Annotated in this window: 15 protein-coding genes and 5 pseudogenes; 7 read left to right on the top strand and 13 right to left on the bottom strand. The window is 69.9% G+C overall.

Features of this window, described 5'->3' with window-relative positions; all coding sequences use genetic code 11:
* The first annotated feature begins 17 nt into the window (after positions 1-17).
* Genes mutA through meaB form a run of 3 tightly spaced genes read left to right on the top strand, consistent with a single transcriptional unit; the run spans position 18 to position 5,098 of the window.
* Positions 18-1,877 (top strand): methylmalonyl-CoA mutase small subunit, encoded by a 1,860-nt coding sequence (gene mutA, locus ACLJTM_RS30690; RefSeq protein WP_411107036.1) that lies wholly within the window; start codon positions 18-20, stop codon positions 1,875-1,877.
* On the top strand, positions 1,874-4,063 hold the full coding sequence (scpA, locus tag ACLJTM_RS30685) for a methylmalonyl-CoA mutase (RefSeq protein ID WP_411107035.1): 2,190 nt from the start codon (positions 1,874-1,876) through the stop codon (positions 4,061-4,063). Before mutA ends, scpA begins: the two co-directional genes overlap by 4 nt.
* Positions 4,064-4,075: 12 nt before the next feature.
* Entirely contained in the window at positions 4,076-5,098 is a 1,023-nt protein-coding gene (gene meaB, locus ACLJTM_RS30680; RefSeq protein ID WP_411107034.1) for a methylmalonyl Co-A mutase-associated GTPase MeaB, read from the top strand.
* A 463-nt stretch (positions 5,099-5,561) separates the two neighbouring features.
* Here the strand turns inward: meaB and ACLJTM_RS30675 are convergent, their stop codons facing one another.
* Complete coding sequence (locus ACLJTM_RS30675) at positions 5,562-6,563, bottom strand: asparaginase (RefSeq protein WP_411107214.1); 1,002 nt, start codon at positions 6,561-6,563, stop codon at positions 5,562-5,564.
* A gap of 145 nt (positions 6,564-6,708) precedes the next feature.
* Here ACLJTM_RS30675 and ACLJTM_RS30670 point away from each other — a divergent pair, with 145 nt between their 5' ends.
* Positions 6,709-7,158 (top strand): Lrp/AsnC family transcriptional regulator, encoded by a 450-nt coding sequence (locus ACLJTM_RS30670; protein WP_411107033.1) that lies wholly within the window; start codon positions 6,709-6,711, stop codon positions 7,156-7,158.
* A 185-nt stretch (positions 7,159-7,343) separates the two neighbouring features.
* Here the strand turns inward: ACLJTM_RS30670 and ACLJTM_RS30665 are convergent, their stop codons facing one another.
* A complete protein-coding gene (locus tag ACLJTM_RS30665; RefSeq protein WP_411107032.1) occupies positions 7,344-7,544 on the bottom strand; it encodes a response regulator transcription factor in 201 nt (66 codons plus the stop codon).
* 67 nt (positions 7,545-7,611) lie between these two features.
* Here ACLJTM_RS30665 and ACLJTM_RS30660 point away from each other — a divergent pair.
* A pseudogene (locus ACLJTM_RS30660) lies at positions 7,612-8,232 on the top strand (transposase family protein); the annotation flags it as partial.
* Positions 8,233-8,381: 149 nt separating this feature from the next.
* On the opposite strand, the pseudogene ACLJTM_RS30655 reads toward ACLJTM_RS30660, so the two are convergent.
* Positions 8,382-8,597: pseudogene (locus ACLJTM_RS30655) on the bottom strand (ATP-dependent DNA helicase); the annotation flags it as partial.
* A 55-nt stretch (positions 8,598-8,652) separates the two neighbouring features.
* Positions 8,653-9,531 carry an AAA family ATPase gene (locus ACLJTM_RS30650; protein WP_411107031.1) on the bottom strand — a complete coding sequence of 293 codons (879 nt, stop codon included), beginning with the start codon at positions 9,529-9,531 and terminating at the stop codon, positions 8,653-8,655.
* 83 nt (positions 9,532-9,614) lie between these two features.
* Here ACLJTM_RS30650 and ACLJTM_RS30645 point away from each other — a divergent pair, with 83 nt between their 5' ends.
* A complete protein-coding gene (locus ACLJTM_RS30645) occupies positions 9,615-10,658 on the top strand; it encodes an IS630 family transposase (RefSeq protein ID WP_411107030.1) in 1,044 nt (347 codons plus the stop codon).
* On the opposite strand, the gene ACLJTM_RS30640 is transcribed toward ACLJTM_RS30645, so the two are convergent.
* Positions 10,659-12,515 carry a HelD family protein gene (locus ACLJTM_RS30640; protein WP_411107213.1) on the bottom strand — a complete coding sequence of 619 codons (1,857 nt, stop codon included), beginning with the start codon at positions 12,513-12,515 and terminating at the stop codon, positions 10,659-10,661.
* Positions 12,516-12,762: 247 nt separating this feature from the next.
* Here ACLJTM_RS30640 and ACLJTM_RS30635 point away from each other — a divergent pair.
* Positions 12,763-13,556, top strand: a protein-coding gene (locus ACLJTM_RS30635) for an IS5 family transposase (protein WP_411107212.1) whose coding sequence is annotated in 2 segments (ribosomal slippage) — positions 12,763-13,096 and positions 13,096-13,556 — 795 coding nt in all. Because the reading frame shifts where the segments join, the coding sequence is not laid out codon by codon here.
* A 61-nt stretch (positions 13,557-13,617) separates the two neighbouring features.
* On the opposite strand, the gene ACLJTM_RS30630 is transcribed toward ACLJTM_RS30635, so the two are convergent.
* The 8 genes and pseudogenes from ACLJTM_RS30630 to ACLJTM_RS30595 form a co-directional block, all read right to left on the bottom strand.
* The gene (locus ACLJTM_RS30630; RefSeq protein WP_411107029.1) at positions 13,618-15,195 is read right to left on the bottom strand and encodes an MFS transporter; all 1,578 of its coding nucleotides are present in this window, start codon (positions 15,193-15,195) and stop codon (positions 13,618-13,620) included.
* A gap of 368 nt (positions 15,196-15,563) precedes the next feature.
* Positions 15,564-15,938: a hypothetical protein gene (locus ACLJTM_RS30625; protein WP_411107228.1), complete on the bottom strand. Its 375-nt coding sequence runs from the start codon at positions 15,936-15,938 to the stop codon at positions 15,564-15,566.
* Between the two features lie 21 nt (positions 15,939-15,959).
* Positions 15,960-16,211 (bottom strand): annotated as a pseudogene (locus ACLJTM_RS30620) (thioesterase domain-containing protein); the annotation flags it as partial.
* A 248-nt stretch (positions 16,212-16,459) separates the two neighbouring features.
* Positions 16,460-17,122 (bottom strand): annotated as a pseudogene (locus ACLJTM_RS30615) (beta-ketoacyl reductase); the annotation flags it as partial.
* A 95-nt stretch (positions 17,123-17,217) separates the two neighbouring features.
* A pseudogene (locus ACLJTM_RS30610) lies at positions 17,218-17,352 on the bottom strand (hypothetical protein); the annotation flags it as partial.
* Between the two features lie 394 nt (positions 17,353-17,746).
* The gene (locus ACLJTM_RS30605) at positions 17,747-19,027 is read right to left on the bottom strand and encodes a protoporphyrinogen/coproporphyrinogen oxidase (RefSeq protein WP_411107028.1); all 1,281 of its coding nucleotides are present in this window, start codon (positions 19,025-19,027) and stop codon (positions 17,747-17,749) included.
* Positions 19,028-19,031: 4 nt separating this feature from the next.
* Positions 19,032-19,829: an FAD-dependent thymidylate synthase gene (thyX, locus tag ACLJTM_RS30600; RefSeq protein ID WP_411107027.1), complete on the bottom strand. Its 798-nt coding sequence runs from the start codon at positions 19,827-19,829 to the stop codon at positions 19,032-19,034.
* Between the two features lie 9 nt (positions 19,830-19,838).
* Positions 19,839-21,122 carry a cytochrome P450 gene (locus tag ACLJTM_RS30595; protein WP_411107026.1) on the bottom strand — a complete coding sequence of 428 codons (1,284 nt, stop codon included), beginning with the start codon at positions 21,120-21,122 and terminating at the stop codon, positions 19,839-19,841.

Raw genomic sequence — 21,122 nt, 5'->3', positions numbered from 1 at the left:
CCCCTAGCATTCGAGCCATGACGGTCCTGCCTGACGACGGGCTCTCCTTGGCCGCCGAGTTCCCTGACGCGACGCATGAGCAGTGGCAGCGCCTGGTAGAAGGCGTGCTGCGCAAGTCGGGCAAGGAAGCAACCGGCGAGGCCGCAGAAGACGCGTTGTCCACCACGCTCGAGGACGGGCTCACCACCCGCCCGCTCTACACCGCACCCGCAACCGCGGCCGACACCGGCTTCCCCGGTTCGGCCCCCTTCGTCCGCGGCGGCCGGGCCGAGGGGAGCGCCGCCGACGGCTGGGACGTACGCCAGCGCCACCTCGGCAGCGATCCCGTACGGGTGAACGAGGCCGTCCTCGCCGACCTGGAGAACGGGGTGACCTCGCTCTGGCTCACCCTGGGCCGGGACGGGCTCCCCGTCGACGCGCTCCCGCGCGCCTTGGACGGCGTCTACCTCGACCTCGCTCCCGTCTCGCTCGACGCCGGCGCCGAATACGCGGCCGCCGCCCGGGCGTTGCTGCGCCTGTACGCCGACCGCGAGGTCGCGCCTGAAGCGGCACGGGGCTGCCTCGGAGCCGACCCGCTGGGCCACGAGGCCCGGACCGGCGAGGCCCTGGACCTCGCCGAAGCCGTCGCGCTGGCCGAGACCGCCTCCGCCGGATACCCGGGGATCCGCGCCCTCGCCGTGGACGCGCTGCCCTACCACGAGGCCGGCGGCTCCGCGGCCGAGGAGCTGGGCCTCTCCCTGGCCACCGGCGTCGCCTACCTGCGGGCCCTGACCGCGGCCGGACTCGGCGTCGAAGCGGCACTGGGCCAGCTGGAGTTCCGCTACGCCGCCACCGCGGACCAGTTCCTCACCATCGCCAAGCTGCGCGCAGCCCGCCGGCTGTGGGCCCGTGTCGCCGAGGCCTGCGGGGCCCCGGAGTCCGGCGCCCAGCGCCAGCACGCCGTGACCTCCCCGGTGATGATGACCCGCCGGGACCCGTGGGTGAACATGCTGCGTACCACCGTGGCCTGCATGGCCGCGGGCGTGGCCGGCGCGGACTCCGTGACCGTCCTGCCCTTCGACCACGAACTGGGCCTGCCTGACGCCTTCGCGCGCCGCATCGCCCGCAACACCTCCACCATCCTGGTGGAGGAGTCGCACCTGGCCCGCGTGATCGACCCGGCCGGCGGCTCGTACTACGTGGAGCGCCTCACCGACGAACTCGCGCACGCCGCCTGGGACTTCTTCCAGACGGTGGAGAAGGCGGGCGGCCTGGCCACCGCCCTGCGCTCGGGACTGGTGGCCGAACGCCTCGCCACCACCTGGGCCGCCCGCTCGAAGGAGCTGGCCCGGCGCCGCGAACCCGTCACCGGGGTCAGCGAGTTCCCGCTGCTCGCGGAGAAGCCGGTCGTGCGCGAGCCCGCCCCCGCAGGACCCGTCGGCGGTCTGCCCCGCGTCCGGCGCGACGAGGCCTACGAAGCACTGCGCGCCCGCAGCGACGCGCACCTGGCGGCCACCGGGGCCCGGCCGCGGATCTTCCTCGCCGCACTGGGTCCGGCAGCCGCGCACACCGCGCGGGCGACCTTCGCCTCGAACCTGTTCCAGGCGGGCGGCATCGAGGCCGTCCACGACCCGGTGTCCGTGACCCCGGACTCGGCCGCGGAAGCCTATGCGGCGAGCGGCGCGGACGGCACGGCCGTGCTCTGCTCCAGTGACGCGCTGTACGGGGAGCAGGCCGCCGAGGTGGCCGCGGCCCTGCGCGCGGCAGGAGCGAGCACGGTGTTCCTCGCGGGCAAGCCCGGCACTGCCGCGGAAGCGGTGGACGCGTACGTCTTCGCCGGCTGCGACGCCGTCGAGGTGCTGTCCTCGGTACTCGACCGGATGGGAGTGACGTCTTGAGCAGCATCCCCGATTTCTCCGGGCTCGCACTGGACGGCGGCGGCCCCTCGGCCGGCTCCGAGGACCAGTGGCGCGCCGCCGTCAAGGAGGCCACCGGCGCCGCCCCCGACGACCTCGTGTGGGAGACCCCCGAGGGCATCGGCGTGAAGCCGCTCTACACCGGGCGGGACCTGGAGGGCCTGGACTTCCTGGCGACGTACCCGGGCGTGGCCCCGTACCTGCGCGGCCCGTACCCGACGATGTACGTCAACCAGCCCTGGACGATCCGGCAGTACGCGGGATTCTCCACGGCCGAGGAGTCCAACGCCTTCTACCGGCGCAACCTGGCCGCCGGGCAGAAGGGGCTGTCGGTCGCCTTCGACCTGCCCACGCACCGCGGCTACGACAGCGACCACCCCCGCGTCACCGGCGACGTCGGCATGGCGGGCGTGGCCATCGACTCGATCTACGACATGCGCCAGCTGTTCGACGGGATCCCGCTGGACAAGATGTCGGTGTCGATGACGATGAACGGCGCCGTGCTGCCGGTCCTCGCCCTGTACATCGTGGCGGCGGAGGAGCAGGGCGTCTCCCCCGACAAGCTCGCCGGGACCATCCAGAACGACATCCTCAAAGAGTTCATGGTCCGCAACACCTACATCTACCCGCCGAAGCCCTCGATGCGGATCATCTCCGACATCTTCGCGTTCACCTCGCAGAAGATGCCCCGGTACAACTCGATCTCCATCTCCGGCTACCACATCCAGGAAGCCGGGGCCACGGCCGACCTGGAGCTGGCGTACACCCTCGCCGACGGCGTCGAGTACCTGCGCGCGGGCCAGGCCGTCGGACTGGACGTGGACGCCTTCGCGCCGCGCCTGTCGTTCTTCTGGGCCATCGGCATGAACTTCTTCATGGAGGTCGCGAAGCTGCGCGCCGCCCGGCTGCTGTGGGCGCGCCTGGTCAAGCAGTTCGACCCGAAGAACGCCAAGTCCCTCTCCCTGCGCACCCACTCGCAGACCTCCGGCTGGTCCCTCACGGCGCAGGACGTCTTCAACAACGTCACCCGCACCTGCATCGAGGCGATGGCGGCGACCCAGGGCCACACCCAGTCGCTGCACACCAACGCCCTCGACGAGGCGCTCGCCCTGCCGACGGACTTCTCGGCGCGCATCGCCCGCAACACCCAGCTCCTCCTCCAGCAGGAGTCGGGCACCTGCCGCTCGATCGACCCCTGGGGCGGCAGCGCGTACGTGGAGAAGCTGACCTACGACCTCGCCCGCCGCGCCTGGCAGCACATCGAGGAGGTCGAGGCGGCCGGCGGCATGGCGCAGGCCATCGACGCGGGCATCCCGAAGCTGCGCGTCGAGGAGGCCGCGGCCCGCACCCAGGCGCGCATCGACTCCGGCCGCCAGCCGGTGATCGGCGTCAACAAGTACCGCGTGGAGAGCGACGAGGCCATCGACGTCCTCAAGGTCGACAACTCCTCCGTACGCGCCCAGCAGATCGCGAAGCTGCGCCGGCTGCGCGAGGAACGGGACGAGGCCGTCACCCAGGACACCCTGCGGGCGCTGACGAACGCGGCCGGCAGCGGCGAGGGCAACCTGCTGGCGCTCGCGGTGGACGCGGCGCGCGCGAAGGCCACCGTCGGTGAGATCTCGGACGCCCTGGAGAAGGTGTACGGGCGGCACGCCAGCCAGATCCGTACGATCTCCGGTGTGTACCGCAACGAAGCAGGCGAGTCGCCGTCGGTGGAGCGCACCCGTGCGCTCGTGGACCGGTTCGAGGAGGCGGAGGGCCGCCGTCCGCGCATCCTGGTCGCCAAGATGGGCCAGGACGGGCACGACCGCGGCCAGAAGGTCATCGCGACCGCCTTCGCCGACCTGGGCTTCGACGTGGACGTCGGCCCGCTGTTCCAGACCCCGGCGGAGGTGGCCCGCCAGGCCGTCGAGGCGGACGTGCACGTGGTGGGTGTCTCCTCCCTGGCGGCCGGCCACCTGACCCTCGTACCGGCGCTGCGCGAGCAGCTGGCGGAGGAGGGCCGCGAGGACATCATGATCGTGGTGGGCGGTGTCATCCCGCCGGCCGACGTCCCCACGCTGCTGGAGATGGGCGCCACCGCCGTCTTCCCGCCCGGCACGGTGATCCCGGACGCGGCGCACGACCTGGTGACGCGGCTGGCCGCGGATCTGGGCCACGAGCTGTAGGCGGCCGCGCGGATGCCCCCGAAGATCGACGTCGACGCGTACGCCAAAGGCGTGCTCGACGGCAAGCGCGCCCACATCGCCCGCGCGATCACCCTCGTCGAGTCCACCCGCGCCGAGCACCGGGTCCTGGCGCAGCAGCTGCTGACGCAGCTCCTGCCGCACGCGGGCCGGGCGCGCCGGATCGGCATCAGCGGGGTGCCGGGGGTGGGCAAGTCCACCTTCATCGACGCGTTCGGCACGATGCTGACGGGGCTCGGCCACCGCGTGGCGGTGCTCGCCGTGGACCCGTCGTCCAAGCGCACGGGCGGCTCCATCCTGGGCGACAAGACCAGGATGGAGCGCTTGTCGGTGGACCCGGCGGCGTTCGTCCGCCCCTCCCCCTCGGCGGGGACGCTGGGCGGCGTCGCGAAAGCCACCCGGGAGTCGATGATCGTCATGGAGGCGGCGGGCTACGACGTGGTCCTCGTCGAGACGGTCGGCGTCGGCCAGTCGGAGACCACGGTCGCCGGCATGGTCGACTCCTTCCTCCTGCTCTCGCTGGCGCGTACGGGGGACCAGCTCCAGGGCATCAAGAAGGGCGTGCTGGAACTGGCGGACGTCCTCGCCGTCAACAAGGCCGACGGCCCGCACGAACGGGACGCCAAGGCGGCGGCCCGCGAACTGGCGGGCGCGCTGCGCCTGATGCACCCTGCCGACGCCGCCTGGACCCCCCCGGTCCTGACGTGCAGCGCCCGCGAATCGTCCGGCCTCGACGAGGTCTGGAACCGCCTGGAACAGCACCGCACCCTGCTCGAAGCGGGCGGCCGCCTGGCCGCGAAGCGGGCGGCGCAGCAGGTGGAGTGGACCTGGTCGATGGTCCGCGAAGAACTCCTGGAACGCCTCCGCGCCCACCCCGCAGTCCGCGCCCTGACCCCCACCCTGGAATCCGCCGTCCGCACGGGCACCACCACCCCCACCTCGGCGGCGGACCAACTCCTGTCAGCCTTCACCACCCCGCCACCCCCGACGGACGAGCCCCGGGCCGACACGACCTGACAAGACCCGACAGCGTTGGGGGCGCGGGGCCGCAGCAGAGCCCCCGGGGGCCCCCATTCCCAGCCCGGCCGGCGTTAGGGGCGCGGGGCCACATGATCAGCCCCGCCGGCGCTTGAGGCGCAGGGTCCGGGGCGGAGCCCCGCCGGCGCTCGCAGCGCAGGGCCGCACAACCAGCCCGGCCGGCGTTTGAGGCGCGGGGTCCGGGGCGGAGCCCCGGCAGCCGACCCGCAGGTTCACCCCGCGCCCAAGCCGGGCCCCACTCCCAGCCCCGCCGGGGTTCAAGGCGCGAAGCCGGATGATCAGCCTCGCCGGCGTTCGAGACGCGGGGTCACATATTCAGCCCCGCCGGCGTTTGAGGCGCGGGGTCCGGGGCGGAGCCCCGAGGGCCTCGGCGCGCAGCCGAACCCCCGCCCCCAGGGCCAAGCCCGGCGCAGCCGAGCCCGTACCCCGCCCCCCGGAGGGATCACGCGTCGACGAGCACCGACCCACCCGCAGCCAACACCTCACGCAGCACCCGCGTCCGCTCCCCCACCTCGTGAGACGCGAGCAACGCGGCCAGCACGGCAATCCGCGCCTGCCCGGCCCGCAGCGTCCCGGTCGGCACGGCCCCGGCCGCCACCAGGTCCACCGCACCGCCGTGCGTGTAGATCTCGGTCACCGGCCCGGCCACCACCCGCGTGGTCAACGCGACCAGTACCCCCCGGGCCACCGCATCCCTGACCGCCTCCACGATCTCCGGCGTCGCATTCCCCGCACCGGTCCCGATCAGCACGATCCCCCGCGCCCCCGCCTCGACCGCCGCGTTCAGCAGCACCGGGTCCCCGTCGGCGTGGTGCATGACCATGTCCACCCGCGGCGGAACCTCCGGCATGGCCGGCAGCGCCAGCGCCGCCGGCCGCTGCGGCGTACGCAGCATGGTGACCTTGCCGTAGCCGATCTTCCCGAGCAGTTCCTTCGAGGGGTCGGCGAACGCGTCCAGGTCCACAGCCTGGGTCTTCACCGTGCCGCGGGCGGCGTGCAGCCGCCCCGCGAAGGCGATCAGCACGCCGAGCCCGCGCGTGTTCGCCGCGGTGAGCAGGGCGTCGTACAGGTTCCCCGGCCCGTCACCGTCGGCCGTGCCCATGGGCCGCTGCGAACCGGTGAACACCACGGAGCGTGCGTCGTGGTGGTGCAGGTCGACGAGGAAAGCGCTCTCCTCCAGGGTGTCGGTGCCGTGCGTGACGACGATGCCGTCCACACCCGGGTCGGCAAGCACCTCGTGCACGGTACGCAGCAGCGTCAGCTGGTGGGCGGTGGTGAGCCGGGGGCTGTTCACGCTGAACAGGTCGACCAGCTCGACGGTCACGCCCTCGGGAAGCGGCGCCGTGGCGACGACCTCCTGGCCGTCGGCTTCCGCCGCGAAACCGGAGCCCTGCCAGCGGCTGGCTATGGTTCCGCCGGTGCTGATGACGACGATCCGTCCCATGGCCGTGGCCGCCTTCCATCGTGCGCGCATACGAGAGTGAGGCCCCGCACACGCGTGCGGAACCCGGCAATGATAGAGAGATCTACGCGCAACGCGATTGCTTCTTTCTCCCCTCCCGTAACATTCACCAAGCGATAATTGCGCCATGGACGCGATTGACAGAGATATCTTGCGTGAGCTCCAAGCCGACGGCCGCCTCAGCAACCAGGAGCTGGCCCAGCGCGTGGGCCTGACCCCGTCCCCGTGCATGCGCCGCGTACGCCAGCTCGAACAGGACGGGGTGATCCAGGGCTACCGCGCGGTGATCTCCCCGGAGGCGGTGGGCCGCGGCTTCGAAGTGCTCGTCTCGGTCGAGGTGCGCCGGGACCGCGAGGCGGTCGAGGCCTTCGAGGCCGCCCTGCAGGACATCCCGGACGTCATCGAGGCCTACCGCCTCTTCGGCAGCCCGGGCTGCCTGCTCCGCATCGCGGTCGCGGACCTGCGCGCGTACGAACGCCTCTGGATCGAACAGCTGACAGCCCTCTCGGGCGTCACGGAGGTCAACTCCCAGATCATCATGAAACGCATCAAGGAACCCACAGGCCTCCCCGTCTGACCACCCCGCACCCCGCACCGCCCACGCCCTCGTCCGGCTGCGCTGTGCGGGGTGTCCGGCCAATCATGCAGTCACCCGCCGACACGCAGGAGCGATGGGCTCAACACCCACGCCGCCCCCTCGGTAGGGCGCGGCCGGACGTCCTGTCACAGGGGCGGACAGACCTTCGTCAACGGGTCGACACCTCACACAGCGAGGAGCCCCGACTCCACGGCCCGGACAACCGCAAGAGTGTGATTCGGGCAGTTGAGCTTGGCCAGAATGATGCCGACCGTGCGTTTGACCCCATGCTCAGAGATGCGCAGCGATCCGGCGACTTGCCGGTTGTTCTGCCCCTCCGCAATCAGACGCAGTACCTGTTGTTCACGTGCCGTCAGAGCAATCATTGACGCGCGCTTCGAGGCGGCGTCACCACCTGCCTGGTCGGGTGCCGTGACGGACCGTCGCGCCAGAGACCGGGCACTGCTGGTCGCGACGTACTGGCGCACCAACCTCACCATGCGCCAGATCGCGGCGCTTTTCGGAGTGTCCAAGTCGGCCGCGGCCCGCATCATCGACCACCTCGGGCCGATGCTTGCGCTCCAGCCCCGCAAACGGTTCGGCAAGGACACCGTGCTCATCGTGGACGGCACCCTGGTCCCCGCCCACAAATCCACCACCACCGCCGCCCGGTCGGGGAACTGCCGGTTGTCCACCAGCCGCCAGGTCGTCATCGACGCCGACACCCGCCTGGTCATCGTGGTCGGCCGGCCCCCCGCCGGACACCGCAACGACTGCAACGCATCGGCGGAGTCCGGCGCCGAGGCCTCCGTCGGCACGACCATGGCCACGGCCGACGGCGGCTGCCCGGGCACCGGATTCGTCCTGCCGCACCGCCTTCGCCAAGGCGGAGGACTGCCCGACCCGAAGCAGACCCGCCACACGTCCTGCATGCAGGCACCCACCCGCGTCTTCCATGCCTTGGCCCGCTTCAAGACCTGGAAGATCCTCCGCGACTGCCGCCTCCACGACGAGGGAGTCCACCACGCCATGCTCGGCATCGCCCTCATGCACAACCTCGCCATCGCCGGATGAGCGACCGCATCCGGCCCCGACCGCCTGGGCCCGGACCCCGGCAACGCGTACACCGTGGACGGGAGGCAGTCCTGGAGCAGCCCCCCGGCGCGAGCCGGAGTCTGTACCCCGCGGAGTGCGTTCGCGGCAACGACGCGGGCGCCAAGTCTTCAGGCGGACTGGACGGCGATGGTGCAGAGGCGCTTGGTGGCCCGGGTCAGGGCTACGTACAAGTCCCTTTCCCCGCCGGGGCGGTTCGTGATGATCTCCTCGGGGTTCATGACGACGACCCCGTCGAATTCCAGACCGCGTGCTTCGGACGCCGGCACGATGCGTGCGTGGTGAGCGATGCCCTGGGCCGTCAGCTCGCCCATCCTAGTGCTGCTCCGCGGAAGTTCGTGGAGGGGTTGTCGGAAGGCAGGTCTGGACACGTCGGATGTGTCAGGCGAAGGAGAAGCGCGCGGCGGCTTCGGCGGGCGTGGTCGCTTGGCGGCGTCCGGGGACATCGTGGACGGTGGTTGCGCCTTCGGAGCGGAGCTGGTCGGCACTGGCGTCCCGGGTCATGATGGCGGCGTAGGCACGGACGTCCGCGGCGGTGAGGTCCGTGCGGCCTCGCTCGGTGTACTGCTGGAGGAGGTCGGTGACGTCGGGGTTGAATCGCAGCATGGTCACCGGGGCGTTGAAGCGCCTGGCGATGGCGATGAGTCGTGCGCGTGCCTGCGGTGTGACGTTCGTTGACTCGGCGACTGCGCTGTGTCCGGTGGCGAGCCTGGCGACGATCCTGCGGTCACGTTCCTCGAACGTTCGTGCGTCCGCCGCGTCGGATTCCGCTTGCGCGGGTGAGGTGCCGAAAAGCTCCGCGCGGATCTCGTCGCTGGACACCACGGCTTCCGCGTCGATCTGCCGGCTCGCGATCAGTGCCCGAACGAAGCTGGTCTTACCCGAGGCCGGTGGGCCGACGAGGACAACGAGTCCTGCCGGCACCCGGATGGCCGGCGCGAGAGCGTTGAGGTAGAGGTCGCCTGCGCAGTCGAGGGCTTCCTCCGGGGAGCCGGCCGGCAGTCCGCTGGGCAGGATGTTGTCCCGGTAGCTGTCGCTGCTGGCCAGATAGAGGGCGAAGCCCCAGGTGTGCAGCACGCCGGTGAAGCGCAGTCGGCAAAGCGGCAGGCTCCGCTCGCCGGGCAACTCGGCTGCCACGTAGGCGAATCCTGTGCGGAAGCGGACCGTGATGGCGTCTATGTGGGGCCAGCCTTCGCGGGCGTGGCGGTTCAGACGCTGGCGCAGGTGGTGCTGCATCGCTTCCGGGGGGTTCTTCGGCACGGGCCCATCCTGCCGGGTGCGGCGGCGGCCCGCCATGATCGTTGGCCGTGGAGGGTGGGCGACGGGCAGGGACAGCGGTGGCGGTGGCGATCGATTCGCGGGTCCGCGAGCGGCTGGTGCGGACGGTGGCCTCGGCGAAGTCCGAGATGCGGGCGGTGCTGCGGGCCCGGATCGTCCTCGCGGCGGCGGACGGACTCGCCAATGGCGCGATCGCCAGGGAGCTCGAGGTCAGCGTGAACACGGTGCGCAAGTGGCGCGGGCGGTTCGCCGCACTGGGCCCGGACGGCCTGCGGGACGCCGAACGGTCGGGGCGGCCGAAGATCTACGGGCCCGAGGTCCGCGTGGCGATCGTGGCCACAGCAACCAGCATGCCGCCGCATCCGGAGGGGACCTGGTCGCACCGGGCCGTCGCCCAGCGCGTGGCCGGTGCCTGCTTGGTGTCGGTCTCCGCCTCCCAAGTCGGCCGGATCCTGGCCGGTCTGGACCTGAAGCCGCACAAGGTCCGTGGCTGGCTCACCCGCCGGGACACCCCCGACTTCTGGCAGCGAGCGTCCGCAGTGTGCGCCCTCTACCTTGATCCGCCGGAGGGGGCGGGGGTGCTCTCCATCGACGAGAAGACCGCGATCGCCGCCCGTTCACGCCGCTATCCCGGTCGTCCCGCACGCCCCGGTGAACCCGCCCGGCAGGAGTTCGAGTACCGGCGTGATGGCACCGCCTCCCTCGTCGCCGCTCTCGACGTTCGTACCGGTGAGGTCCTCACCGAGGTGATCGCCCGCAACAACGCGGCGACCTTCACCGCCTTCCTGGACCAGCTCGACCGGGCGATCGCTCCTGGCAAGGAGATCCACGTCGTTCTCGACAACGGCTCCCCCCACACCGCTAAGCACACCAAGGCGTGGCTGGCCGCGCACCCGCGCTGGCACGTCCGCTGGACCCCGCCGCACGCCTCCTGGCTCAACCAGGTCGAGCTGTTCTTCTCCGCCCTCACCCGCCGGGTCGTGCGGCATGGCGACTTCACCAGCCGCGACGACCTGATCGAGAAACTGGAGGCATACGTCATCGGGCACAACGAGACCGCCCAGCCCTACCGATGGACCTACGAAGGCACACCGCTCAAGGCCGCCTGATCAACACCCCTCCACGAACTTCCGCGGAGCAGTACTAGTGTCCGCGCAGATCACTCCCAGAAGCTCGCCCGGGTACGCGCTGCTCTGGGCGCGGACTTCCTGGGCGACGGCGCTGACCAACCCGTCCGGACGTGTGGTCACGGCGCGAGGGCTCTCACCGCTTCGCAGTGACCGTGTGGGCTTCTGGTCCGGCGCGATCCCCAGGAGCAGATCCCGGACGCTCTCCAGGATCTCCTGCGTGGTACGGTAGCTGACGGTCAGGTTGTGCAGTGTGAACCGCGGTCCGACGTGGGGGCTCAGTGCTTCCTTCCAGTCGCGTGCTGTCGCGACCGGGCCTGCCTGGGCGAAGTCACCCACCAGCGTCATCGCCCTTGCCGGGCAGCGGCGGACGATCATCCGCCACTGCATGGCGGTCAGTTCCTGCGCCTCGTCGACGACGACGTGCCCGTACGTCCGCTCGGGAAGGCCGTCGACCAGGCTCGCCGCCTCGTCCAGCAACGGCACATCGGCATCGGTCCACGGGTCGTGCGGAGCGCGCAGCAGGAGGGACCTCTCCTGGGCGGTAAGGCGGGGCAGGCGCTCGGCGAGAGCGCCGGCGTTCGTCAGGAGTGCCTGCACCAGGTCACCGGGTGCCAGCCGCGGCCACAACACCTCGACCGCCCGGTCGACGCCGGCGTCGTCGAGGAGATCGGCTCGGATGGCGTCCAAGTCCAGCTCATGGACCGGGCCCGGGTCGGCCGCACCTTCTGCACGGCGCTGGGCGGCCCCCGTGAACCGGTCGAGGTTGATGCCCGTCATCCTCTCGGCATCGGCGTCGATCTGTTCGAGCAGGTCGCCCATGTCGCGTTGCATCCCGTCGGTCACGGCGTCGACCAACAGCTCCTTGAACACCTGGCGCGCGGGGTTGTGCCCCGATACGGCTGCCACGGCACCCTCGCGGGCCGCGGCGACTTCCTCGCCGGAGAGGCGGACCAGTTCCTGTCCGACCCACACGGTGAAGTCACCTGTGGGGGCTTGGTGGACGCGCAGCAGACCGGCCAGGGCATCCGCGAGGTCGGAGCTGCCCTTGAGGCGCGCCGTATCGAACGGGTCTGCCGTGTCCGTGGACACTCCGGCCAGTTCCTGGCAGGTCGCCAGAACGACGTCATTCTCTCCGAGTGACGGAAGGACATGCGAGATGTAGTCGAGGAACCGGGCGTTCGGGCCCACCACCAGGACACCCTCTTCCGCGGCGCGCGGGAACGCGTACAGGACATAGGCCGCCCGGTGCAGGGCGACCACTGTCTTGCCGGTCCCGGGCCCGCCCTGCACCACGGTCACCCCGCGGTGGGCGGAGCGGACGATCTCGTCCTGCTCGGCCTGCAGTGTCGCGACGGCCGCGTGCACCCTGCCCGTCCGCCGTGCCGACAGAGCCTCGGTCAACGGGCCGTCGCCCACGACGTCCTCGTCGGTCGGGGCGGTCCCGTCCAGCAGTTCGTCACTCACCGAGATGACCGTGCGCTCCTCGAGACGCAGGTGCCGGCGCCGCCGCAAGCCCACCGGGTGGACTGGTGTCGCCTCGTAGAAGGGCCGCGCCGCGTTTGCGCGCCAGTCCACGAGCAGGGGCAGGTCATCCTCCTCCGTATGCAGGCCGATCCGTCCGAGGCGCAGGGCCGTGCCGTCTGTCCAGTCGATGCGCCCGAAGACCAGCCCCCTTTCGGCGCCCTCCAGCCGTCCGATTTCCTTGGCCAGACGCTCTGCGGCAATCTCCCTCTCGTATGCCTCCCCGGCGCTTTCCGCCGGGGCCTTCAGCACGCTGGCTCGCTGTGCTCGCGCCTCGGACACACGGTCGGCGAGCAGTGCATACAAGGAGGACACGTAGTCCCGCTCCGATTGAACCGCACGCACAGCAGGATCGTTCTTCTTCGACAACAGAGGGCTCCTTGGTGAAGTGTGCCGCCGCCGCCAAGCGGACCGCCCGGCCCGCGGCAGGCAGCTGGACGTCATCGCTGTTTGCGCTCCCATGCCCGCCTGCCTTAGAACTCCTAACAAAATGGGCTGAGCGTGTCCTCTGACTGGGTGACGCCGTTGGGTGTGCGTGGGCAAGCGCGATCCTCAGCCGTGGGTGGTGGACGACGAGTTATGGGCTCGCATCAGGCCTCTGCTGCCGGTGCGGCAGCGCCGGCATCGGTATCCGGGCCGGAAGGCTCTGGATGATCGTCAGGTGCTGTGCGGGATTCTGTTCGTCCTCTACACCGGGATCCGGTGGGAGTGGCTGCCGGCCGAGCTGGGCTTCGGGTCGGGCATGACGTGCTGGAGACGACTGCGCGACTGGAATGAAGCGGGTGTCTGGCAGGCCCTGCACGAGGTGATGCTGGCCGAGCTCCGCGCCGCTGACCGTCTCGACCTGTCACGGGCGGTGATCGACAGCTCCCATATCCGGGCCATGAAAGGCGGCCCAAAACTGGCAGGAGCCCGGTCGACCGAGGACGTCCGGGCTCCAAGCATCACGTGATCTGCGATGCCAACGGCATCCCGCTTGCCGTACGCCTGACCGGCGGCAACTTCAACGATATGCGTGAGCTCGCCCCCATGCTGGAGGCTCTCCCGCCCATCCGTGGGAAAGTCGGCCGTCCCGCCAGCCTTCCCGACGAGGTCTACGCAGACGGCGGCTACGACTCCCGGGCCAACCGCACCCTCCTGCGGAGCAGGAAGATCCGACACCGCATCGCCCGACGCAATCAACACAACTCAGGCCTGGGAACCAAACGCTGGGTAGTGGAACAGACCATCGCGCTCCTGCACTGGTTCAGACGCCTCCGCATCCGCTGGGAGATCCGTCACGACATTCACGAGGCCTTCCTCAAGCTCGCCTGCTCACTCATCTGCTGGAGACGACTCCGATCCGCATTGAGTTAGGAAAGTTCTTATGGGCGAGCCCGCCCTTCGAGCTCATGGGCGGAGGGAATCCGGTCGACCTTCACGCGGTGGATCGAGAGTCGGAGCTGCGCGCCTCTTCACAGTCCGGCTCCACTGCCGGACTCTTCTTCTTCCCGGCAGCAGGCAAGGTGATCAGCAGCACGACTGCTCCGAGCAGTGCGATGGCCGCAATCCAGCCTGCGCCGACGTGCATGGCATCGACAAGGGCATGGTCAGCAGCCTGCGCGAGAGTGGGCTGGTGCATGGTGGCGGCGACGTGGCGGGCCTGTTCTGCGGAAACTCGCACCTGATCCTGCAGCGGACCGGGTACGCCCTCCAGCGAAGGTTCGATGGCCCGTCGGTACATGATCGACATGATCGTGCCGCCGACGGCGATTCCGATCACACTGCCGGTTTGCCGCACGGTGTTGGTGACCGCCGATCCTGCACCGGCCTGTTCCAACGGCAAGTCGTTGGTCAACGCGGCCGTGACGGGACCGATCACCATGCCGATCGAGAGACCCTGGATCAACAACAGGACCTCGACCCAGACGAGCGGAGTCTGGAGTCCGAGGAACCCGTACCCGCCCATGGTCAACGCAGCCACGGTCAGTGCCGGCACGGCGACCAGGCGGAGCGGCAGGCGGCGAACCAGGCGCGAGGCGAGAGGCGCCCCCGCGAGCGCACCGGCCGCCGTCGGGATATTGGCCAAACCCGCCTTCGTCGGCGAAAATCCGAGCGCACCCTGAAGGTAGAACGCGTTATAGAAGGTGATGGCAGCCACACCGAAGAGCAGCAGCCCGAGCGCTACATTGCCGCCGCTGAAGGTGCGCTGCGCGAACAGTCGCGGGTTGAAGCTGGGCGCCTTGAGACGTAGTTCGACCAATACGAAAACAGCCAGCAGAAGCAGACCGCCGACGATCGGCGCCCAGACGTCGGTACGCGTCCACGCCGCCACCTGCCCCGCCCGGATCAGTCCGTAGGCCAACGCCACGAGGCCGCTGATCAACAGCAGCATTCCTGCGGGGTCCATGGGCCGCCGAACAGGGCTGCGGAAATTCGGAACCAGCACGGCGAGCCCCGCCAGTGCCAGGGCCGCGACCGGGACATTGATCAGGAAGACCGAGCCCCACCAGAAATGGTCGAGCAGAAAACCTGCCAGTACCGGTCCGGCAGCCATTCCGACACCGGCCGACGTCGAAAAGATTCCGATTGCGGCAGCCCGCGCGGTGCCGGTGAAAGTCCACATAAGGATGGCCATCATGGCCGGCGTGATCAGCGCGCTGCCCACGCCCATCACAGCTCGAGCCGCAATCAGCTGGCCCGCATCGCTTGCGTATGCCGCCCACAGCGAGGACCCGGCAAAGATGGCCAATCCACTGGAGAACACAGTCCGGTGGCCGAACCTGTCTCCCAGTGCCCCCGCAGTGAACATCAATGTGGCGAAGGCCAGAGTGTACGAACCTGTCGCCCATTGCAGCTGACCGGGATTGGCTCCCAGTCCACGGCCCGGGTCTGCAAGGGTCTCCAGCGCGGTACTCAGGACGGTATTGTCCAGCCAAATCAGCAGCGAACACAGCATGAGAATGGCGAGAATCAACTGCTGCCTGGGCTCGGGCAGCGTTGCAGGCGCGGCCATGAACACCTTCGGATATCGATCGGCAGAAACTGAACGACTGGACCATAAGCAAACCCTACGACCCTGTCAAGCTTAGAATTCCTCGCCGAGACTGTTGCAGCCGAACGAAATACGTGCCTCTCAGCCGGATTTGCGGATGGAATATTTTTGTGCCTCTGGTGGATTTACAAGAAAGCGAATTCCATGTCTTCAGTAACCTGTCGCACCGCGTCCTGCGACCCGGCCCGCCCTGCCGTCGCCGCGGTGATCGCCGGCTCGGGCCAGGGACCAGCCGGGCAACTGCTCGGGTCGGCCCCCGCGCCTGAACATCGTCGAATGCCCGGCGCAGGCGCCCGAGCCCGTCGGGCGCCAATCTGACGGTTCGCTCATCAACGGCCGCTGAGCGGATCGAGCCAGCGCCGGAGGTGCGCGGCGGTCTCCTCCGCCTGTTCTTCGATGATCGAGAAGTGATCTGACTCGATGCGCTCGATCGGTCCACGGTGTTGCCGGGCGGGGACGGGGTCGACGTCCCCGAAGCTGCTCAGCGTCACGGTGGCCCGCAGGTTCAGCGTCGGCGCGGTGATCGGCTCGGCCGCACGCTCGGGGTATATCCGCACGTAGCCGCCCATGGAGACCAAGGCGTGGTCGTCGACGGGGGTCAGTGCGTTGTCCCGGGACAGGATCTGCCCCAGCGCGTCGGTGAGCACGAGGCGGTTGAGTCCGTGCTCTTCCGGGGAGTAGGTGTCGATCATCGCGACGCCCACGAGGTCAACGCCGTCGTCCTCGAGCCGCCGGGCGACAGCATGGGCGATTGCACCACCGGCCGAATAGCCGATGAGCGCCACCGGGCCCCGCTCGCGTTGCGACGCAACGGCCGCGGCAAGGCTGCCGATCGCCGCCGCCCATGTCGCGGCAGGTCGTCGCCCGGGCTCATACCAGGCAGCCGCAACGCGCTGACCTGCCGCTCGCCGCCCAGACCGCGGGCCAGCCGGGCGAACTGGTGCGGTCCCGATCCCGCCAGGAACGAGGGGATGCACATCAGTGCCGGTGCGGTGGCCCCGCGCGCCAAGAGCTGCGACGCAGCCGGGCGCCGTACGGCTGCCTCGTCGGCGGAGTACATGGTCATCAGGGCCGAACTCGCGATGAGCAGGGGCATCGCCGTTTCAAGTTCGCCGCGGCGATGTGCCGCCGCCACCAAGTCGGTGGTCGTGCCTCGCACGCCGACCGGTGCCTGCTCGACCACCCCGGTGTCGGATTCCTCGATCAGCGATCGCACCAGCTTGGCCACGTCGGCAGCGGTCGGGTGGTCGAAGATCAGCGTCGAAGGCAACACCAGCCCGGTCGACTGCACGAGCCGGTTCCGGAATTCGATGGCCCCGAGGGAGTCGAAACCGAGCTCGGTGAACGGCGCGTGCAGGTCGATCGCGTCGCCGGACAGGTGGCCGAGGACCCCCGCGGCGACGTTGCGCACCTCGCGCAGGATCACAGCGCCGCGGTCGGCGTCGGGCCGTGCGGCCAGCTGCCGCGTCAGGCTGACACCGGTACTCGCGGCGGCCGGGGGAATCCGGATCATGCCGCGCAGTACCGCGGGCAGTGTGCCGCCGCCGGCCAGGGTGGTGAGCGCCGCCGTGTCCAGCAGTGCCGTGACCGGTGTCGCCCGGTCGGTCGCGAGCGCGTTGTCGAACAGCGCCATCCCGGACGCCGGGTCGATGGGGACCAGGCCGAGCTTGGCCCGGAACTGGCGGGCGCACTGCTCAGCGCCGTCCCCGGCGAGTATCCCTGCCATGTCGACGGTCCACAGTCCCCAGGCCAACGAGTGTGCGGGCAGGCCCGCGCTGCGCCGCGCGCGTGCCAGCGCGTCCAGCACGCTGTTCGCGGCGCCGTGATTGCCCTGTCCTTGTCCGCCGAGCAACGGCGACGCGGACGAGAACGGCACGAACGCCGACAGATCCGTCCCGGGTCAGCTCGTGCAGATGTAGTGCCGCATCGACTTTCGGTGCCAGCACCCGTGTCGTCTGCGTGGTGGTGAGGGTGGGCACCAGCGGCCAGAGCCAGTTCCACGAATCCGGTACCCGGCATCGAGACCGCGCCGAAGACGGCGTGGTCGGCGAGCCATGGGTGCGTGCGCAGCGAGAGCCTGCCGGTGAACAGCCACTCGTCCTTGCCGGCGATCTGCACCACAGATCCGCAGCGGACCCGCTGAACGAGAGCGGGATCGCGGCACCCTGAGGACCGGCCGGGTCGCAACCATGCCGGGGAGCATAGCCGTACCTCGGAGAGAGGGCCCACCCGTCTCAAGGGGTAGCCCTACCGGTCAAGGCACACCGGCCAGCACGCTCCGATGCCGACGCTCGTCATTCAAGCGGATGAACCGCCTGTGCGGGCACTGGCCTGCTTCCAGAGACATCACCATGGCGTCGCTGACCACCAGGTGCAGCTCAGACCGGTCCGTAGGGCGGGCAGCCGACGGCTCGAACGGTCTCCCGGTCCAGGCGCGGCCGCCAGTGCCTGCGGCGCCGGCCACCGCCTTGCCGCCGCCCGAAGCTGACACGGGGCAAGGAACGCGGCTGTGTCAACGCGTCAACGCGTCAACGGCTTGGAACGCGGAGGAGATCGCTGCCCTGAGGCCTGACGGGCGTGCCAGGTACGATCCGGCGAGCTGGATGCCCTGCTCCCCGAGACCGGCCTGCGCTTCCCGCAGTCTCCGTACATCCTCGGTAGATGCCTGGGGAACCCCGTAGCGGAAAACCGACGCGGCCCGGTCAACAATCCGGGGCTGATGACCGAGGATTGCGCCGAGCCGCTCAGCGGCAAGCCGGCAAACCGCCTCGGGGGTGGTGTCCATAGAGGGGCCGACCCGCAGACTGCAGCGTACGAAGTTCTCGCCCGTTCCGGCGCGGTCGAACTTCCTGTCCAGAAAGGACACGGCCACGAGGGGCGCGAGCCGGGCGTCTCCCACCAGAATCCCCGTCACGTCGTCGTGCAGCGGCTCGCTGCCGTCGGCAAGACGGAAAGTGACCGTCGCCGACGCCCGGTACGGGATTCCCGTCAGGACCTCCGAGACCGAATGGTCCGCGAGAAGGCCGCCCGCGACAGGCGCCGGCGTGGCGCAAATGACGGAATCGGCATACCGGAGCGCTTCGCCGCGCGCGTCGACCAGAAGCCGGCCCTGCCCTTCCCGTAGCACTTTCGCGACCGGGCTCCCCGTCTCGATGACGGGACCGAGCTCCCTCTCCAAGCGTTCCGCGAGCTGAGCGGTTCCTCCGGACAGGCCCCACGCCTGGCGCCTCCGCGTGGGGTCCCCGGAGATGCCCGGGTCGTAGGAGGACTCCCGCAAGGGCGCGAGCAACGACGGCTCGGCACCGGCCCTGACCACTGAGCGCAGCGTGTCGGCCGAGATCCCGCCGCCGGCCTCCCGGCTGAAGGCCGCCCGGAGCGACCGGATCGCCCCCAGGGCCGCTGTCGGACCCGATACGTAACCCAGCCGGAGGATGTCCCGTGCCATGGGGCCGTCGTGGGACCAGCGGGGAAGGCCCCGCAGCCGGCCACGGGCGTAGATGCGGACCTCGGGCTTGGAAGACCAGGTCATCAGGCTCTCCAGCCCGAGGCTCCTCAGCATGTCCTCCAGCTCCGGTGAAAGGCCGTTCACCGTCTGAGCGCCGGCATCCACGAAGGACTCGCCGACCGCGACCCTGCGCAGATTCCCGCCCGCCGCACCGCCCGCTTCCAGCACGGCGACCTTCAGGTCAGGCGCCGCCCGCCGCATCGCGTAGGCGGCGCACAGGCCGGATATGCCCGCGCCGATGACCACGACATCGGACGACGGAACGCATCGGGAGGGCGGCAGGGACATCGACTCAGACCTTCCGCCACGACGGCACCCAAGCTCCGTCCTCGATCGTGTAGTCCCCGAAGAGCGCCGGTGCCTCCGCACGCATGATCTCTCCGATCTTGTGGAAGACGAGACGGATCTCCTCCTCCGCCCCCGGTGCCGTCCGGGATTCGATGGTGTGCCGCAGTGTGCGGATGTTCGCCGTCCAGAGCAGGGTGGTGCCCACGCCCTCGGGAGCGAATCGCCTCATGAAAGAAGTCTTGTGCTTCTTCTCCGAGAACACGACGCCGTCCTCGTCGAGGCCGAAACGCCCTGCCATCCAGGTCTGGAACTCCTCCAGCTCCCGCAGTACGCCGGACGCCCGTTCCATCAGCTCGGCATCCTCGCGAGCCCACTCCGGGAACCAGAACGGGATCTCCTGCAACCGGACGAACCGCAGCGACTCCTGGGACACCGCGGTACCGGCGCGATGCCGGATCAGCTCGTGGGTGAAGACCCGGCTCACGTTGTTCAGTACGAAACTGAAGTTCGCGTGCTCCAGCACCGACCCGTGCGCACTCGACAGGATGTTCTTCAGATACGCGCCCTGATCGGTACGCACCCGCTTCACATTGGGGTTGAGCCCAGGCTCCCAGGACCTGTAGCACACGCGGCCGGCGATCTCCGCCAGGGTCTGCGCCTCGTTCAACTCCTCGTCCAGCCGGCCCTGGTCGAGCCGCGCCAGCCATTCGACGCCACCGACCTCTCCCATGTACCTGGCGATCTCTTCGAAGTCGAGCGCGGGACGAGCGACGACCAGGACCTCGGGTTCAGTGTTCTTCATTCTTCTCTTTCACTTGCCATCTGTCTGGGCCACGAGCAACCGGCTGGGCGCGCGGAAGGAGACCAGTTCGAGGAAGGGAGGCCCGTCCGCATCCGCCGCCCGGAGGTTCGGGAACCTCCGGGCGGCCATGTCGAGGAAGACACGTCCTTCGGCGCGGGCCAGTTCGGCGCCCGGGCAGCGGTGCCGGCCCAGCCCGAAGCCGAGGTGCTGACGGCCGGAATCGCGGAAGGGGCAGATTCCCTCCGGATCCTCGAAGGCCTCCGGATCGGTTCCCGCGCTGGTGAGCAGCAGCAGAAGCTCCGCGTCGGCCGGCAGCTCCACCCCGTTCAGGGTGGTTTCCCGGCTGGTGATCCGGCGCCATGCCGTCAGGGACGGCTCCCTGCGCAGCGTCTCCTCCACGAAGGCCTCGGCCCGCTCCGGCCCGCCGGCCTGCAGCGCCTGCCACTCATCCGGGCTCTCCAACGCCCGGCACAGCGCCGTGCTGATCATCTGGGACGTGGTCACATGACCCGCTACCAGCAGGTTGGAGCAGATGGCCACGATCTCGTCGCGGGTCATCGGCGAGCCGTCCGGCATACGGTGCGCCGCGAGGGCAGCGAGCAGCGAACCGTCCGGAACCTCGCGCAGTTCGGCCAAGTCGCAGAGCCACGCGTAGAAATCGGAGGCGCGGCCGGCGAGCAGACGCTGCTCGTCCTTGTCCGTACGCCCCCAGAAGAGGGTGATGAAGGCGTCCGTCCATTCCGCGACCGTCGCGGTGTCCACCTCTGAGAGACCGGCGATCCCCAGCATCTCCAGCATGACCCGAATGGGGATGGTGCGGGCGGCGGTCGATGCCACATCACACCGGCCTTCCACCTCCAAGGCCGCCTCAAGCAGGTCCAGCTCCTCGGCGGTGACCCTCTCGATCATCGGCAGCGCTTCGCGCACCCGCTGCGCGCTGAACATCCTGAGCACGATCCCGCGCAGTCCCGCATGGCTGTCGCCGCTGTTGTTGAACAGCGCCGGCGGAATATTGAAGCCGACCCGTTCCATGATCCTCAGCGCCGGGAGACGCAACGGCAGGACCGGGCGCAGGGCGTTGTCATTGCGGTACGTGGCCGAGTCCAGCAGGACCTTGCGTATGTCCTCGTCCCTGCTCACCAGCCACAGACGCGTCGCCGGGTCGTAGTGGACCGGCGCGGAACTGCGCAGCCGCGAGTAGACGGGGAACGGGTCGGCCGCGAACTCCTGGGAGAAGAGGTCTATCTCCCGGCCCGTTGACGCGCCGGCGCCGGTTGCATCCGTTGTCAGCAC

The sequence above is a fragment of the Streptomyces sp. cmx-4-9 genome (genome assembly GCF_046548835.1).
Classification (GTDB): domain Bacteria; phylum Actinomycetota; class Actinomycetes; order Streptomycetales; family Streptomycetaceae; genus Streptomyces.
This window is presented reverse-complemented; position numbering and strand designations above follow the sequence as displayed.